Genomic DNA, 16,118 nt, shown 5'->3' with positions numbered 1-16,118 from the left:
GTCTTCTAGTTGCCCAGTCGCGAAATCCGACCGACGTGAGACAGGTTGCGCATACGCTTGATGATACGTGCGAGATGCGTTCGGTCACGCACAACCAGGGTCAGATTAACGATCGACAGGCGTGCATCACGATCCTCGATGCCAATGCGTTCGATATTGGCACCAGCATCGGTGGTCAGCGCTGCCAGCTCGGCGACCAGGCCACGACGGCTTTCGACCTCGAGACGCAGGGCGACCGGGAAATCCTCATTGATATCATCGGACCAGCGCAGCACGATGAGCTTTTCCGGGTCACTCTTGAGTTCCTGAAGGTTACGGCATTCCGAACGGTGGACCACAATACCCTTGCCGATCGACAGGTGACCAATCACGGTATCGCCGGGGAGTGGGTGACAGCAGCGGGCGAACTTGATCACCATACCCTCGGCGCCGCTGATCGTCACCGGGCCATGGGAGCTGCTGCCGCTGGCATCGATGGCTTCACCACGTGCCAGTTCCACCAGTCGGCGGGCAATCAGATGGGCAACGCAGTTGCCGAGGCCAATCGCCTCCAGCAGTGCCGCCTCGTCCTTGAATTCGAGTTCCTTGAGGAGCTGCTGTCGAACAGGGTCGGTCAGCTCCTCGAAGTTGATCTCGAACTCGGCCAGGGACTTGGTCAGCAGGCGACGTCCCAACTGCACGGCCTCGGTATGCTGCTGATGTTTGAGGGCATGCCTGATAGCGGAGCGTGCCTTGGCGGTGATGACGAAATTGAGCCAGGCAAGATTGGGTTTGCCGCCGGGGGAGGTAATGATCTCCAGTGTCTGACCGCTTTCCAGGCGGCTCGACAGCGGTGCCAAGTGGCGGTCGATGCGACAGGCGATACAACTGTTGCCGATCTCGGTATGCACGGCATAGGCGAAGTCGACCACGGTAGCTCCTTGAGGAAGCTCCATGATGTCGCCTTTGGGAGTGAACACGTAGATATCGTCCGGGAACAGGTCATTCTTTACGTGTTCGATGAACTCCAGCGAATCTCCGGCATGACGCTGCATCTCGAGCAGGCCCTTGACCCACTGGCGCGCGCGAGCGTGACTGCCCTCGGCAATGGGATGTGAGGTCTGACCGGCCTTGTACAACCAGTGGGCGGCGATACCGTTGTTGGCCATGGCTTCCATCTCGCGAGTGCGGATCTGCACTTCGATGGGCATGCCGCCTGCGCCGAACAGCGTAGTATGCAGGCTCTGGTAGCCATTGGCCTTGGGAATCGCGATGTAATCCTTGAAGCGTCCGGGCACCGGCTTGTACAGGTTGTGCACCATGCCGAGAATGCGATAGCAGCTGTCGACATCGTCAGCGATGATGCGAAAGCCGAACACATCCATGATCTCGTTGAACGACTTGCGCTGGTCGCGCATCTTGCGATAGATCGACAGCAGGTGTTTCTGGCGACCAATCACCGTGCCCTTGAGTCCATGCTCATCAAGACGGGTCTGCAAGGCGTTCTGGACCTGACGAATCGCCGAGCGGCGATTGCCGCGGGCGCTGGATACCGCACGCTTGATACGCTCGGCACGCATCGGGTGGATGGCCTGGAAGGACAGGTCCTCGAGCTCGACGCGGATGGTGTTGATGCCCAGGCGACTGGCGACGCGGGCGTAGATTTCCAGTGTTTCGCGGGCGATGCGGCGTTTCTTGTCCGGCCGTAGAGCGCCGAGGGTGCGCATGTTGTGCAGGCGGTCGGCGAGCTTGACGATGATCACGCGAATATCGCGAGACATCGCCAGTACCATCTTCTGGAAGTTCTCCGCCTGAGCGACGGCCTTGTCCTCGAAGGTGATCTGGGTCAGCTTGGAAACGCCATCCACCAGTTCGGCGACAGGTTCACCGAACTGCACGGCCAGAGCTTCCTTGGAAACCCCGGTATCCTCGATGACATCATGCAGCATTGCGGCCATCAGGCTCTGATGGTCCATGTGCATATTGGCGAGGATATTGGCCACAGCCAGCGGGTGGGTCACATAGGGCTCACCCGAGCGACGACGCTGGCCATCATGTGCCTGTTCGGCATAGTAGAAGGCACGCCTGACCTGCTGGATTTCTTCGGCAGGCAGGTAGCCTCCGAGTCGGTCGGACAGATCATCAATCGTGAACATGTGGCGTGCCCCGAGTGCTGGATGAGAGCTCCGTGAGTGGCGTCAGGCCGACTCGGCGGAGGTGATCACTCCTCGGAGGGCGAGGCCTGGTATTCCGGACGGAAGCGGGTCGGTGCTTCCAGCGGCTCATCAAGGACACTCGAGTCGATCAGGCCATCGGCGATCTCGCGCAGTGCCATGACGGTAGGCTTGTCGTTTTCCCACGGCAGCAGGGCATCACGGGAGCCGCGGGCCAGCTGACGAGCGCGCTGGGTGGAAATCATCACCAGCTTGAAGCGATTCTCGACGTTTTCCAGACAATCTTCGACGGTAACTCGTGCCATAGGGCCCTTCCTGAAATGACAAACTGTGTGTCTGACAGGTGCTGGCCTAACGGGCTATACCCCCGCCGACGTCTGTTCTGTACAGACCGGGCCCGGGGGAGCACCTGCAAATAGACAGGCTAGATTACTTGATGCTGGTTGCTTCTGACAAGACGAAGGTCTTGGTTCAGGATGCCAGTAGAGCATCCAGCAGCCGTGCATGGTGCTGCTTCTGGCGGCGGGTATCGAGACGATGAGCGATCACCAGGGCGCGAAGCTCGTCCAGCGCGGTGGTGAAGTCGTCGTTGATCACCATGAAATCGTATTCGCCGTAGTGGGACATCTCGCTGACGGCTTCGCGCATCCGTCCACTGATCACCTGATGGTCATCGGTGCCACGGCTGGACAGACGGCGCTCCAGTTCGTCACGGGACGGCGGCAGGATGAAAATCGATACCGCACTGTCCATCTGCTCACGAACCTGGCGAGCCCCTTGCCAGTCGATCTCGAGGATCACATCCTGGCCGGCGGCCAGCAGGGCTTCCACGGCACTGCGAGAAGTACCGTAATGGTTGTCGAAGACCTGGGCATGCTCGAAGAAATCCCCTCTGGCGACCATGTCCTCGAAGGTTGCCACGTCCACGAAGTGGTAGTTCACCGCGTCGACTTCACCAGGACGCATGGCGCGTGTGGTGTGCGAGACGGACACCTGAATGCCATCGACACTCTCGATCAGTTCACGCACCAGACTGGTCTTGCCGGCGCCGGAGGGGGCGGAAACAATGAACAATGTGCCTTGAGACATGATCGGCGCCTATTATCGCGGTCGAAGGATGGAACAGTTATTAACATGGCAATCAAATCGCTCATCCTGATCGATTTGATTGTCGTCCGCACCACACTAGCGCAGATGCGCGGATCTGCTGGTGTGGTGCGGTCTCGCGTCGGCCTGATGGCCGACGGCGGCACGTCCCTGTGCCGCCATTAACCCAACATGAAAGCATGCCGGGTTAATATCCGGGGGAGCATGCCGTGCCGATGATGGAGTCGGCATCAAGGTCTGGCCCAGCGGAAGGGGGCGAAGTATCGCATAAGTTGGCGGGCTTCTGAACTCCGCTATGATGGAACTCCTGGCCACAGCGGGAGGCAGCATCGTGATTCGGCAATGGATGGCATCACTCACCGCGGTAGCGGTACGCATGGTGGCGCGTCTGATAACGACGGCACGGCCGGTGTGGCAAGGGCTGGAACCTCTGCCGGGTCAGCGCATCTACTTCGCCAATCATGCCAGTCACGGCGATTTCGTATTGATATGGATGACGCTGCCACCACGTCTGCGCCGCAGGGCCCGGCCGGTAGCGGGGGCGGATTACTGGCGGTCCTCGGGACTCAAGCGCTTTCTGATTCATGATGTCTTTCACGGCGTGCTGATCGAGCGTGTCCCTGACCCAAATGGAGAGAACCCGTTGGATGTGATGAATGCGGCACTCGATGCCGGAGACTCGCTGATCCTGTTTCCGGAGGGCACGCGCAATACCACGGACCAGCCGCTGCAGGCATTTCGCTCAGGTATCTACCGGTTGGCACGAGCTCACCCCGAGGTGGAGCTCGTGCCGGTATGGATCGATAATCTCAACCGTGTATTGCCCAAAGGTGAGGTGGTCCCCATTCCGCTGCTGTGCAGTGTGATCTATGGTGAGCCTCTGGTTCTGCAGCACCAGGAGAGCCGGGAGGCCTTCCTTGAGCGCGCTCGAGCATCACTGCTGGCACTGTCGTCGGCCCATGGAGGGGAAAAGGATGATTAGCACCATTCCCGCGGGACTCTGGACCCTACTCAGTGCAGTAACCGGCCTGCTGACGGTGGCCAGTGTGATTGGCCATATGCTCAGGCGGCGCTACTCACCTCAGGGCGACAACGAGGTGGTCGAGAACCTCAATCAGCGGATTCGATCCTGGTGGATCATGGCCGTTCTGCTGGGTATCGCGTTGCTGGGTGGGCGTACCGCGGTGGTGCTGCTGTTTGCCTTCGCGTCCTTTTCGGCATTGCGTGAGTTCATCAGCCTGGTGCAGGCACGTCAGTCCGATCACTGGGCGCTGGCACTGGTGTTCTTTGTGGTGCTACCGGTGCAGTATCTGTTCGTCTGGCAGCAGTACTACGGAATGTTCTCGATCTTCATCCCGGTCTATGCCTTTCTGCTGTTGCCGGTGGTTTCCGCATTGCGTGGCGACAGCCATGGCTATCTGGTGCGTATCAGTGAAGTGCAGTGGGCATTGATGATCTGCGTGTTCTGCGTTTCCCACGTGCCGGCGTTGTTGAGCCTCGAGATTCCCGGCTTTGAAGGGCGTAATGTACTGTTGATTGCCTTCCTGATCGTGGTCGTCCAGCTCAGCGATGTGCTGCAGTATGTATGGGGAAAGCTGTTGGGCAGCCACCCGATCGCGCCCAACCTGTCACCATCGAAAACGGTGGAGGGCTTCATCGGAGGGGTGGCCAGCGCCACGTTGATTGGTGGTGGCCTGGCCTGGATGACGCCGTTCAGCTTCCTGCAGGCGGCGGCTCTGGCCTTGATGATTGCCTTGCTGGGCTTTGCCGGAGGGCTGGTGATGTCAGCGATCAAGCGCGACCGCGGCATCAAGGACTGGGGGCATTTGATCGAAGGGCATGGTGGCTTTATCGATCGTCTCGATTCCGTGGTGTTCTCGGCACCGATCTTCTTTCATGTGGTGCGTTACTTCTGGTCGGTGGTGTAGCGGAGACGACTCTGTGGCCTGAGGGCACACTCCCCGTGTCCTTGAGCCGGACAGCTGTGGGGAGGCGTGCCCTCCATAAGCGACGCCGTCAGTGGGTCTCGGACTGTGCAGCATCAGCACGACGCTGATCACTGCGCTTTTCCATACGCAGGCCGATGTAGAACACCAGCATGCCGCCCAGAGCCAGCCCGGCACCGACCAGACCGCTGGATGACCAGGTTGCCCCGGACTTGATGGTGACGCCAGCCAGCCAGGCGCCCAACGCATTGGCGCAGTTGAAGGCGGCGTGGTTCATCGAAGCCGCCATGGTCTGGGCATCGCCTGCCACATCCATCAACCGGGTCTGCAGCGCCGGCCCCAGTGCCATGCTGGTGCCCACCAGGCCGACAAACAGAATCCCGGTGTAGAGGTTATTGGCTGCGAAGTAGAAGCCTGCCTGTACCACCAGACACCAGAGCAGGATGCGTGGAACCGCCTTCATCAGGTTTCGGTCGGCAGCGCGGGCCCCCACCAGATTGCCGAGAATGCCGCCGATACCGAAGATCGCCAGCACCCAGGGGCCTACCACTTCCGGCATATCGGCCTGAGTGCGCAGCGTCGGCACTACATAGCTGAATACCGAGAACATGCCACCGAAGCCGATGCTGGCAACCCCCAGGGTAAACAGCACGCGTTGTTTGACCAGAGCAGTCAGCTCGCGTTTTGGACTGGCCTGAACATCATGTGGTTGGCGCGGCACAAACAACCGGATCATGGCCATGGTAATGAAGGCGATCACGCCGACGGCGTAGAAAGCGAACTGCCAGCCCATCCACTGGCCTGCCCAGGTGGCCAATGGCGCACCAATAACAATGGCGCTGGTCAGCCCCAGCATGACGCGACTGACGGCCTGGGCTCGCTCCTCGATGGGTACCGCAGCAGCAGCCACCAGCGCCGCGACACCAAAGTAGGCACCGTGGGGAAGACCAGCGACGAAGCGTAACGCAACAAAGGACCAGAAATCCGGAGCCATGGCGCTGGCGATATTGCCGAGGGCAAACACCAGCATCAGCGCAATCAGCAGAGTGCGTCGCGGTACCCGAGCGGCGAGTGCCGAGATCAGGGGCGCACCAACCACGACGCCGAGTGCGTAGGCGGAAATGGCATAGCCGACGTCCGCTGGAGTCACGGCGAGGTCACCGGCGACACGCTCCATCAGACCCATGATCACGAACTCGCTGGTCCCGATACCGAAGCCGCCAAGGGCCAGGGCGAGCTCGGCCAGACGCGGGTAACGTGCCCGGATGGCGGTAATCTTGAACGACATTAAGACCTCCCGGCGACGGATGGTGGCCAGAGACAAGAGTGAAGGTGTGGTTAATTTACGACCAAAGTATAAGGCATGGTAGATGCCTTTGCGAGAGATGGAGGCGGAATTCAGCGGTGTTTTGACTGGAAAATGGCGTTAATTTGCGTTCATGGGCGGTAAAACAGGTTGTTTCTGCACCCATCGCAGAAGGGTGAGAATCTGACGAAATGCATGAAATATTCCGTAATGGACGTTCGGGCGGTGACCAGCCAGCATGATGGTAGAACGAAGCTCGCCTGAAGGGGAGTTTTTCAGGCACTTTTCTGTTGATTCGCATGTCTGCATAAATGAAGACTCGACAATCGAGGCAGCTGATGTGCTCAAGCAGTGTTCGACCAGAGATGCTGGCGAGGCAGTGGGCCGAGATCCACGAGGAGAAGCGACCGGGTTATCTGGTCTGGCGGGAGGTATCGGTACCCATGCCGCCGACCCGAAAACCTCGGCGGCGCCTGTGTCTCCACGCCGATGGCCATGCCGAGCTGCTGGTCGGCAGTCCTACCGATAGCCTTCAACGTGAAGCCGAAGGCAGCTGGAGTTGTGGCGGTCGAGTGTTGCACCTGACCCTTCCGGGATGGGAAGGGGATTACGAGATCGAGACCCTGGCGCTTGATACGCTGGTGCTGTGTCGGCGCTGAAGAGAGGTTGTGCAGGGATACTGGAAACAGGTGCCTCCTGGCAGTGACGGAGGCCGGAATGGAATCAATGGAGGATCATCATGGCTGACAAGCATGCTCGTTCGGCGTCCTGTCGTGGTTGCGGCACCATGCAGGTGCATCATCGACTGCTCGATAGCGACCCGGATTATGCCGCACGCCAGGCACAGATCGAGGAGCTGGCATTTCGTGCCCGGCGAGCGGGAAGCCCCCTGCGCGAAGGCTGTACCAGGATTCCGGTCGTGGTGCATGTCGTTCATCATACCGCTGAGCAGAACATCTCTCGGGAGCAGGTCGAGAGCCAGATTGCTGTACTGAATCAGGATTTTCGCGCCCAGAACCCCGATCGCCAACAGATCCCCGAGCCCTTCATCGAACTGGCCGGAGATGCACGGGTCCAGTTTGTCCTGGCCAGCGTCGACCCGGATGGCAACCCCACCGAAGGTATCACCCGCGCCCAGACCCCCCGTGACAGCTTCGATGTCGATGACAGCGTCAAGTCCACGGCCAGTGGTGGTCATGATGCCTGGCCCGCGGATCGCTATCTCAATATCTGGGTCTGCCAATTGCGCGCTGGTCTGCTGGGTTATGCCCAGTTTCCCGGCGGCCCGGCGGCCACCGATGGCGTTGTGGTTACCTATACCGCATTCGGTACCACGGGAACCGCAACGGCGCCCTCCAACCTTGGCCGCACCACCACGCACGAAGTCGGCCACTGGCTGAACCTGCGTCATATCTGGGGGGATGATGGTGATGGCTGCTCAGGCAGCGACTTTGTCGATGACACGCCCAATCAGGCCGGTCCCAATACAGGAAAGCCAACGTTCCCCACTGTCTCCTGCGAGAACGGGCCTCATGGCGATATGTTCATGAACTTCATGGACTATGTCGATGATGACACCATGAGTATGTTCAGCCGAGGGCAGGTCGCTCGGATGCATGCTTGCCTTGATGGACCGCGTAGTCATGTCGGCGAGAGAGTGCCCTGTGCTGCAGCGGACGCAGTGGCATCCGGCAACGGGCCTTGAGTCGTTGCCAGTGGATGCCGTTGCAACTCTGATCGATCGTCGGTTCGCCCCTGCCAACCAGGGGCGAGTCTGACGAGGGGCAGAAAGACGCTCTCGGGGGGTAGAGGTCGAGCTGAAGTGTTCAGCGATGAAGATCAAGGGACTGTTTTTATTAACATGGCAATCAAATAGCTCATCCTGATCGATTTGATTGTCGTCCGCACCGCACCGCACTGGCGCAGATGCGCGGATCTGCTGGTGTGGTGCGGTCTCGCGTCGGCCTGATGGCCGACGGCGGCACGTCCCTGTGCCGCCATTAACCCAACATGAAGGCATGTCGGGTCAATAAATAAGCAGCACTTATGCTTTTCGGTGTTTTGTTTAATTGAAACGTCAAGTATTCAGGCATAGCTTGAAGGGGTCCTTCCAACAAATATCATCAGGGACTTCCACCATGACCTATCGCTTGACTCGACTATCACTCCACACTCGACTGCCGCTGGCGCTGATGGCTGCGACTCTGGCCGCTCCACTGTATGCCGCAGATTATCCTTCGCAGAACATCGACTATATTGTGCCATTCGATGCGGGAGGCGCCGTGGACTTCACGGGGCGTCTGATCGCCGAGGCCGCACCGGATGTATTCGATGGTCATCAGTTTATCGTCAAGAACATGCCGGGAGGCGGTGCGGTCATCGGCCAGACCTACGTCAGCAAGGCTCCTGCCGACGGTTATACACTGCTGGCCATGACTTCGTCCGTGATCAACAACGCCCTGACCAAGGAAGTCAGTTACGATCTGGACAGTTTTACCCCTCTGGCCCTGTATAACCTTGACCCTGGAGTGGTCGTGACCGCGGCCGACAGCGAGTTGACGGATCTGCAGAGCTTCCTTGATGCCGCGAGCAACGGGGACGTCAGCATCGCCACTCCCGGTAATTCGACGTCGCATCATATCACCGCCGTCTCGCTGGCCCAGCAGAACGATCTTGGTTTCCGCTATGTGCACAACGCCAGTGCCGCCATGCAACTGCAGCAATTGATGGGTGGGCATGTGCAGGCCGGTTTCATGTCTCTGGGTGAGGCGGTAGGGCCCGCCGAGGACGGCAGTATCCGTATTCTGGCGGTGATGGATAGCCAGCGCAGCGACCTCGCACCCGATGTGCCCACCTGGCAGGAACTAACCGGCGAAGAAGTGCAATGGGGAACCTTCCGTGGCATTGCGGCGCCAGCCGACCTTCCTGAAGACGTCAAGGTGGCCCTGGAAGAGCGCCTCGGTCAATTGCTGACATCGCCGGCATTTATCGAGCGCATGAACGAGGCGGGGTATCAGGTCAACTATCGGGATGGCGACGCCTTCCGTGAGTATCTCGACAGCACTGCCGACAAGATGGAGCAGGTGCTGCCGACGCTGGATACCGCATCATGATACGGCATCGCCTTTCACCTCTGTCCGGCCATTGGCTGGACAGAGTGCTGGCGGCCATGTGCCTCGCACTGGCAATGGCGGTACTGGTTGCGGCAAGTGGCTATCCGGGTTCCGCAGCCGACTTTCCGAAGATCATCGGCATATTGCTGGCACTGTGCGGTATCGGCCTGTGGCTGTTTCCGGGCAAGCAATCTGATCTGAGCGGAGTGCGTCTGGTCGGTGTTGGCTGGGCCATAGTCGGAGGCATTGCGGTACTGCTGGCCTTTGCCTATGTCGGAGCGGATCTGGCGCTGTGCTTTCTGTTCATCGGCTGTGCCCTGTTGATGGGGCATGCGCCTGGCCTGCGTCTGGTGGTCATCGCCGTGCTCTACACCCTGGTGTTGGGTCTGGTGTTCGGCGCATTGCTTGGGGTACCGCTGCCTGGCGTGCTGTTTGCACTGGTCGTCAAATAATAAGGTCGCCAAGTCGTCATGCAGGGCTGGCTGTGGGCACGAGTTCGATAACCCTGGCCGCCTTGAGAGGATCTATCGATGGATTATTCTGCCTTGCTGGCCGCCGGAGAGCATGCGCTCAGCCTGTGGCCACTGTTGAGCCTGCTGGCCGGTGTCACCCTGGGCCTGGTGGTGGGGTCGATTCCCGGTCTCAACGACACCATTACCCTGGCCGTGTTGGTGCCGATTACTTTCGCCATGCCCTCTGATGTTGCCTTTCCGTTGCTGGTCGGCGTGTACTGTGCGGCCTGTTTCGGAGGGGCATTCCCGGCCATTCTGCTGAAGATTCCGGGGACCGCGTCCTCGGTACTGACCGCGGTGGATGGACATGCCATGGTCAAGCAGGGACTGGCCGGTCGTGCACTGGGCATTGCCACCTACAGTTCATGTTTTGCCGGCACCCTGTCGGCGCTGGTGCTGGTGTTCTTTGCACCCCTGTTGGCCCAGTACGCCCTCAAGTTCGGGCCGGCGGAGTACTTCTCGTTATGTGTGCTCGGCTTGTCCACTGTGGTCGGCATGGGCTCCGGCAATGTCATGAAATGCGCGTTCTCCTGCCTGCTTGGCCTGTTGGTCGCCATGGTGGGGCTCAGCCCCGAGAGCGGCTATCCCCGTTTTACCTTCGACAACTTCTGGTTGCTGGAAGGGTTGCCGTTGACGCCGATCCTCATAGGTCTGTTTGGACTCAGCGTGGTGATCGAGATGCTGTGCCGTGATGCAGGGGCGACCGCAGAGGCGGAGGTCGAGCACCGCACTCCCATTCGTTTCAGGGATATGTTGCTGCCATGGTCGTTGGTACGTCGCCTGATGCCCACCTGGTTGAGTGCATCGGCATTGGGCAATGTGATCGGCATTCTGCCGGGGGCCGGCATGTTGGTGGCTATCTATATGGCCTATGAGCGGGTTCGCAGGCGGTTTGGCGAGCGCTGTGGACAGGGACTACCTGAAGGTATTGCGGCGCCGGAGGCGGCCAACAATTCAGTGGTGGCCAGTTCCATGGTGCCATTGTTGTCGCTGGGAATTCCCGGCAACTCTACGTCGGCGTTGTTTCTGGGTGCGCTGCTGATCCAGGGGCTACGTCCCGGCCCTTCGCTGTTCAATGACAGCCCGGATGTCGCCTGGCTGATCGTGATCTGTTTCGTGTTTGCCAATCTGGTGATGTTCCCATTGGGACTGTTGTTGGCACGTTTCGTACCCAATCTCATCCGAGCCATTCCACAACCGCTGCTGGCGGCGGCCATTGCAGGGCTCTGCTTCACCGGGGCTTTTGCCATCGGTAACAGCGTATTCGGCATTGTGGTGGCGCTGGTATTCGGTGTCGTCGGTTTCGTCTTCAACCGCATGCAGGTGCCATTGTCTCCCTTCATTCTTGCTCTGGTGCTGGCACCGGTGGTCGAACGCGCCTTTTTCCAGAGCATGGCGTTGTCGGGAGGCTCACCGCTGTACTTCGTTACCCAACCGTTGAGTGCGGCGATGCTGACCTTTACCGCGCTGTTTCTGCTCTGGCCGTTGTTCAAGCGCCACTTCTTCAAGTCACGTCGGTCCCTTGCCGCTGATTAACCCAGCAACCGACCCAACACAATCGATCAGGATGGTCTAACTGGTTGCCCTATCACCAGGAAAGCTGGCCTCCTACCTGACTGGCCAGCAACTGGTAGAGCCGGGCCGCGGCATCACTGGGGTTGTCGTCGCGCAGGTAGAGATGGAAATTGACGTCAGGCAGGGGCGGCAGGCCTTGCCGCTCGCCGAGCACGCGATACTCGGATGTCACCATCTCGATACTGCGTGCAGTGATACCAAGTCCGGCACGCACGGCGGCCTTGATACCCGCCAGGTTGGGCGCGATGTAGCTTTCCTTGTAGGCCACCCCATGGCGCTGGAGTGCATCCAGCGCCAGACCGCGAAAGATACTGGGCTCATCGGCCAGCACCAGAGGTAGCGGAGTGCTGGTGATCTGGAAGTCGTTGGCCGCTATCCACACCACCGGGGAACTGCGCAGCAGTACATGGGGATAGTCCTCGGCCAGTCGAGTGGAAATGGTGAGGTCCAGCTGCCCCGCAGAGAGCATATCCATCAGGTCAGGGCTGCGGCCGACATGGATGGCCATCGACAGATTGGGGTTGGCTCGGGCGAAGTGCTGCAGAATTCCCGGTAGAACCGTGTCGGCAATATCCGCGGGCGCACCGATGCGGACCGGACCACTGAGCTCCTGGTCGTGCAGCGCCGACCACATTTCATCATGCAGTGCCAACAGGCGGCGTGCGTATTCTTCCAGACGCAGTCCTGCCGGCGTCAGTTGCTTCTGGCGTCCCTGCTTGACGAAAAGGGTGACCTGCAGCTCATCTTCCAGACGTCGCATCTGCTGGCTGATCGCAGGCTGTGACTTGTGCACCTTGAGCGCGGCACGGGCAAAGCTCTCTTCCGTGCAGATGGCGACGAAGGTTCTCAATAGTGACAGGTCCAGGTTTCGCATATAGTTAAGCTTCAGTTATGTTTTTTGTGGAATTACTTATTATAAATAGAAAGTGTAGTGCAGTATCCTGGAGAACAACAATACGCAACATACGCTGCAGAACATTCTCCACAGCAGGTTCTCCACAGAAACGGGATATCACATGGACGCTACACACCAGGTTCGCCAGACATCCGTCGATGCCATGCTGGAAGGTGTTCGTGAGACGCTCTTTGATCAGGGCCTTTCACGATCCACGCTTGCCAGTGTCCTTGAACAGTTGAAGGAGCTGGCTGCTCGCAGTGAGCTGTGGGGAGCCGAGGATTTTCCTCCGCCGGAGGAGGGCGAGCACCAGGCGCGCTACTTGATTGCACAGCAGCCGGACAAGACATTTGCCCTCTATCTCAATGTGATGAGACCCGGCAAGCGGATTCCGCCTCATGATCACACCACCTGGGCCTGCATTGCCGGGGTCGAGGGGGAAGAGTGCAATACCCTGTATCGGCGGCTCGATGACGGCTCCGTTGACGGACGCGCTGAACTGGAAGTGAGTGCGGAACGGCTCATTGGCGCAGGTGACGGTATTGCCTTGATGCCGGACGACATCCATTCGGTGGTGATCGATGGGGATGCGCCGATTCGCCATCTGCATCTCTATGGTCGAGCCCTGGAAACCCTGGATGCGCGCACGGTCTTCGATCTCGAGGCGGGTACCTGTCGGCCCATGGATATTGGCGTCAAGACCCGTCAGGCAGGCAAGACCCTTCAGGCAGGAGAGTAACGATGCAGACCATCGCTCCTGTCGAGCTCAAGGCATTGCTGGCAGATCGTGAACAGGAAGTGGCCTTTCTCGATATCCGTGAGTTCGGCGAATACGGCATGGCGCATCCGTTCCTGTCGGTCAATCTGCCCTTCAGTCTGCTCGAGGCGCGTATTCATCAGTTGGTGCCCCGTACCAGCACCCCGGTGGTGTTGATGGATGAACATGATGAAGGGCGTGCGCGCCGTGCCCAGCAGCGTCTGGGCCAGCTGGGCTATTCTCGGGTGCGGGTGCTCCGTGATGGCATCAGTGGCTGGAAGGCGGCGGGCTATGGCGTCTTTGCCGGGGTCAACGTGGTCAGCAAGACCTTCGGCGAGCTGGCCCATGAAACCTTCCATACGCCCTCCATCCCCCCCGAGACGCTGGCTCAGTGGCAGCGTGAGGCGCGCAAGGTGCATATCGTCGATGGGCGACCACTGAACGAGTATCACAAGATGAATATCCCCGGGGCCAGTTGTTGCCCCAACGGCGAGCTGGCGCGTCGCTTGCCCAGTCTGTTGGCAGGCGATGCTACCTCACCGGTCGTGGTCAACTGCGCCGGGCGGACGCGCAGCATCATCGGCGCCCAGACCCTGGTCTGGCTGGGCATCGACAATCCTGTCTATGCGCTGGAAAACGGCACCCAGGGCTGGCGATTGGCCGGTCTGGCGCTGGAGCATGGCAGTGTCGCCGACTACCCGGGGAAAACGGCACGGGATAGCGGCCTTGCCCAGGCGGCGCGGCGCATCGCCGTTGAGCACGGCGTGGCGGAGATTGATGCCGCGACCCTGGCTGACTGGTATGCCGACCCGCAGCGCACGACCTACCTCTTCGATGTGCGTACCGAGGAGGAATATCGTCAGGCCACGGCGCCAGGCGCATGCCATGCTCCCGGCGGACAGCTGATTCAGGCCACTGATCATTGGGTCGGGGTTCAGCGGGCGCGTGTGGTACTGGTGGACGACGATGAATGCCGCGCACCGCTGGTGGCTGTCTGGTTGAAGCTGATGGGGCTCGAGGTGGCGTGGCTCAAGGGTGGCAACGCCGAATGGTCGCAGTTGCCTTCTGCGTCGTCCTCAACCGTACTGGAGCATGGATTGGTGCCGGTGACACTGGACGAGGCCATGGCTGACCGCTACCAGCGTCTGGATGCGCGCCCGGGAATGCAGTATCGCGCCGGCCATCTGCCGGGGGCGAAGTGGGTGAATCGCTCACTGTTGGACCATCAACTGGCGGGTATCGATGCCTCGTGTGACATTGTCCTGATCGGGGAGGCGGCCCAGGTGGCCTGTCTGGCGCCCGATCTCGAGGCACGCGGGCTACCTCGGCCACTGTGGCTGGAGGCAGACGAGTCGCAATGGCAGGCTGCCGGATACCCATTGGAATCCACGCCGGACGAGCCCGATGATGCCCGTTGCATCGACTATCTGTTCTTCGTGCATGATCGGCATGACGGCAATCTCGAGGCGTCGCGCCGTTATCTGGCGTGGGAGACGGGATTGCTGGCCCAGTTGGATGAACAGGAGCGGCGTACCTTCGCCATCTGAAGCCCTCGAGTCAGGAGCCCCATCATGACACTGCAGACTGATCTGCTTCACCTGGCCAGGCCGCAGTCTATGCCGGCTTCGGTCAACCCCGCAGTAGTACGTACCAGCACCGTGACCTTCGAGACCATCGAGCAGATGCGTGAGGAAAAGCAGCGCATGGCCAGTGGTGAGCGCGCCTTTACCTATGGCCGCCGGGGCACACCGACCACCCATTCCCTTGAGGATGCGATTTCTCGACTGGAAAGCAGCGAGTACACGCAACTGCTGCCTTCCGGTGTTGCTGCCATCAACCTCGTCTTCCTGACCCTGGCGCGCCCCGGCGCCCATGTGGTGATTGCGGATAGTGTCTACCAGCCGGTGCGGCGCTCGGTCGAGGCCTGGCTCAAGCCCTGGGGCGTGCGCGTGGATTATTTCGATGGCAGTGTCGAACAGCTCGGTACCCTGCTGAGTGACGATACCTGCATGATCTACACCGAAGTGCCGGGCTCTCTGGTCTACGAGATGCAGGACCTGCCGGCACTGGCGCAGCTGGCCCGGCAACGTGATATTCCGCTGGTGGTCGACAACACCTGGGCCAGTGGCATCCTGATGCAGCCGCTGGCGCTGGGCGCCAGTGTGTCGCTGATGGCCGGGACCAAGTATGTGGTCGGGCACTCTGATGTGATGCTGGGAACGGTGTCGGCCAACGCTGAGCTCGGCTTGCGCCTACGCGAGATGTCGATGGTGCTGGGACAATGCGTCGGTGGCGATGATGCTTATCTGGCCTTGCGGGGCCTGCGCACCCTGGCATGCCGCATGGCAACCCACGCACATAATGCGGAAGGCCTTGGTGACTGGCTGGCCAGGCAGCCGCATGTGGCACGAGTCCACCAGCCCTCGCGACCGGAGCATCCCGGTCACGAACTGTGGCGGCGTGACTTCAGCGGCAGCAATGGGTTGCTGACCATAGAATTCGACGCCGCGGTTGAGCGCCAGCGAGTCGATGCCATGGTCAATCACTTGACGCTGTTCGGTATCGGCTCCTCCTGGGGAGGCTATGAGAGCCTTGCCCTACCCTGTGATGTGGCGGCAGCCCGCAGTCTGCCCAATCCCTGGGCAGAGCGCGGGCCCTGTCTGCGCCTGCATGTGGGCCTGGAAGACCTGTCCGATCTACAGGCCGATCTATCACAGGCCTGGCGTATGCTTGCTCCCTGAGTGGATGTCAGCA

General features: G+C 60.1%; 17 protein-coding genes. 10 read left to right on the top strand and 7 right to left on the bottom strand.

Features of this window, described 5'->3' with window-relative positions; all coding sequences use genetic code 11:
- Window positions 1–5 precede the first annotated feature (5 nt).
- From BUE38_RS11355 to BUE38_RS22950, 4 genes are all read right to left on the bottom strand, one after another.
- Complete coding sequence (locus BUE38_RS11355) at window positions 6–2,135, bottom strand: RelA/SpoT family protein (protein WP_073435315.1); 2,130 nt, start codon at window positions 2,133–2,135, stop codon at window positions 6–8.
- A gap of 65 nt (window positions 2,136–2,200) precedes the next feature.
- Window positions 2,201–2,458, bottom strand: coding sequence for a DNA-directed RNA polymerase subunit omega (gene rpoZ, locus BUE38_RS11350; RefSeq protein WP_073435314.1), 258 nt, complete (start codon window positions 2,456–2,458; stop codon window positions 2,201–2,203).
- Window positions 2,459–2,624: 166 nt separating this feature from the next.
- The gene (gmk, locus tag BUE38_RS11345) at window positions 2,625–3,242 is read right to left on the bottom strand and encodes a guanylate kinase (RefSeq protein WP_073435313.1); all 618 of its coding nucleotides are present in this window, start codon (window positions 3,240–3,242) and stop codon (window positions 2,625–2,627) included.
- 96 nt (window positions 3,243–3,338) lie between these two features.
- Window positions 3,339–3,491, bottom strand: a complete 153-nt coding sequence (locus BUE38_RS22950) for a hypothetical protein (RefSeq protein WP_159438879.1) — start codon at window positions 3,489–3,491, stop codon at window positions 3,339–3,341.
- A gap of 64 nt (window positions 3,492–3,555) precedes the next feature.
- Here BUE38_RS22950 and BUE38_RS11340 point away from each other — a divergent pair, with 64 nt between their 5' ends.
- Both BUE38_RS11340 and BUE38_RS11335 read left to right on the top strand, forming a co-directional pair.
- The gene (locus BUE38_RS11340) at window positions 3,556–4,242 is read left to right on the top strand and encodes a lysophospholipid acyltransferase family protein (RefSeq protein ID WP_084541892.1); all 687 of its coding nucleotides are present in this window, start codon (window positions 3,556–3,558) and stop codon (window positions 4,240–4,242) included.
- Complete coding sequence (locus BUE38_RS11335; protein WP_143166290.1) at window positions 4,235–5,188, top strand: phosphatidate cytidylyltransferase; 954 nt, start codon at window positions 4,235–4,237, stop codon at window positions 5,186–5,188. The genes BUE38_RS11340 and BUE38_RS11335 overlap by 8 nt, the downstream gene beginning before the upstream one ends.
- An 88-nt stretch (window positions 5,189–5,276) precedes the next feature.
- Here BUE38_RS11335 and BUE38_RS11330 read toward each other — a convergent pair whose 3' ends face one another.
- Window positions 5,277–6,494: an MFS transporter gene (locus BUE38_RS11330; RefSeq protein WP_073435312.1), complete on the bottom strand. Its 1,218-nt coding sequence runs from the start codon at window positions 6,492–6,494 to the stop codon at window positions 5,277–5,279.
- A gap of 356 nt (window positions 6,495–6,850) precedes the next feature.
- Here BUE38_RS11330 and BUE38_RS11325 point away from each other — a divergent pair, with 356 nt between their 5' ends.
- Together BUE38_RS11325 and BUE38_RS11320 are read left to right on the top strand one after the other, a co-directional pair.
- A complete protein-coding gene (locus tag BUE38_RS11325) occupies window positions 6,851–7,171 on the top strand; it encodes a hypothetical protein (RefSeq protein WP_146950962.1) in 321 nt (106 codons plus the stop codon).
- Between the two features lie 80 nt (window positions 7,172–7,251).
- Window positions 7,252–8,217 (top strand): zinc metalloprotease, encoded by a 966-nt coding sequence (locus BUE38_RS11320; RefSeq protein ID WP_073435310.1) that lies wholly within the window; start codon window positions 7,252–7,254, stop codon window positions 8,215–8,217.
- A 134-nt stretch (window positions 8,218–8,351) separates the two neighbouring features.
- On the opposite strand, the gene BUE38_RS22945 is transcribed toward BUE38_RS11320, so the two are convergent.
- On the bottom strand, window positions 8,352–8,513 hold the full coding sequence (locus BUE38_RS22945) for a hypothetical protein (RefSeq protein WP_159438878.1): 162 nt from the start codon (window positions 8,511–8,513) through the stop codon (window positions 8,352–8,354).
- A 137-nt stretch (window positions 8,514–8,650) separates the two neighbouring features.
- On the opposite strand from BUE38_RS22945, the gene BUE38_RS11315 reads away from it, so the two are divergent.
- The 3 genes from BUE38_RS11315 (at window position 8,651) to BUE38_RS11305 (ending at window position 11,673) form a co-directional block, all read left to right on the top strand.
- Window positions 8,651–9,625 (top strand): Bug family tripartite tricarboxylate transporter substrate binding protein, encoded by a 975-nt coding sequence (locus BUE38_RS11315; protein WP_073435309.1) that lies wholly within the window; start codon window positions 8,651–8,653, stop codon window positions 9,623–9,625.
- On the top strand, window positions 9,622–10,077 hold the full coding sequence (locus BUE38_RS11310; RefSeq protein ID WP_073435308.1) for a tripartite tricarboxylate transporter TctB family protein: 456 nt from the start codon (window positions 9,622–9,624) through the stop codon (window positions 10,075–10,077). Before BUE38_RS11315 ends, BUE38_RS11310 begins: the two co-directional genes overlap by 4 nt.
- 78 nt (window positions 10,078–10,155) lie before the next feature.
- Window positions 10,156–11,673 (top strand): tripartite tricarboxylate transporter permease, encoded by a 1,518-nt coding sequence (locus tag BUE38_RS11305; protein ID WP_073435307.1) that lies wholly within the window; start codon window positions 10,156–10,158, stop codon window positions 11,671–11,673.
- 52 nt (window positions 11,674–11,725) lie between these two features.
- On the opposite strand, the gene BUE38_RS11300 is transcribed toward BUE38_RS11305, so the two are convergent.
- Window positions 11,726–12,586: a LysR substrate-binding domain-containing protein gene (locus BUE38_RS11300; protein WP_073435306.1), complete on the bottom strand. Its 861-nt coding sequence runs from the start codon at window positions 12,584–12,586 to the stop codon at window positions 11,726–11,728.
- A gap of 142 nt (window positions 12,587–12,728) precedes the next feature.
- On the opposite strand from BUE38_RS11300, the gene BUE38_RS11295 reads away from it, so the two are divergent.
- From BUE38_RS11295 to metC, 3 genes are read left to right on the top strand one after another with little or no spacing between them, the layout of a single operon-like run.
- The gene (locus tag BUE38_RS11295) at window positions 12,729–13,346 is read left to right on the top strand and encodes a cysteine dioxygenase family protein (protein ID WP_073435305.1); all 618 of its coding nucleotides are present in this window, start codon (window positions 12,729–12,731) and stop codon (window positions 13,344–13,346) included.
- A gap of 2 nt (window positions 13,347–13,348) precedes the next feature.
- Complete coding sequence (locus BUE38_RS11290; RefSeq protein ID WP_073435304.1) at window positions 13,349–14,911, top strand: rhodanese-like domain-containing protein; 1,563 nt, start codon at window positions 13,349–13,351, stop codon at window positions 14,909–14,911.
- A gap of 24 nt (window positions 14,912–14,935) precedes the next feature.
- On the top strand, window positions 14,936–16,105 hold the full coding sequence (gene metC / locus BUE38_RS11285) for a cystathionine beta-lyase (protein WP_073435303.1): 1,170 nt from the start codon (window positions 14,936–14,938) through the stop codon (window positions 16,103–16,105).
- The last annotated feature ends 13 nt before the right edge of the window (window positions 16,106–16,118 follow it).

The sequence above is a fragment of the Halomonas cupida genome (assembly GCF_900142755.1).
Classification (GTDB): Bacteria; Pseudomonadota; Gammaproteobacteria; order Pseudomonadales; family Halomonadaceae; genus Halomonas; species Halomonas cupida.
Note: the sequence above shows the minus strand (reverse complement) of the source record. Positions and strands in the feature narration are given on the sequence as shown.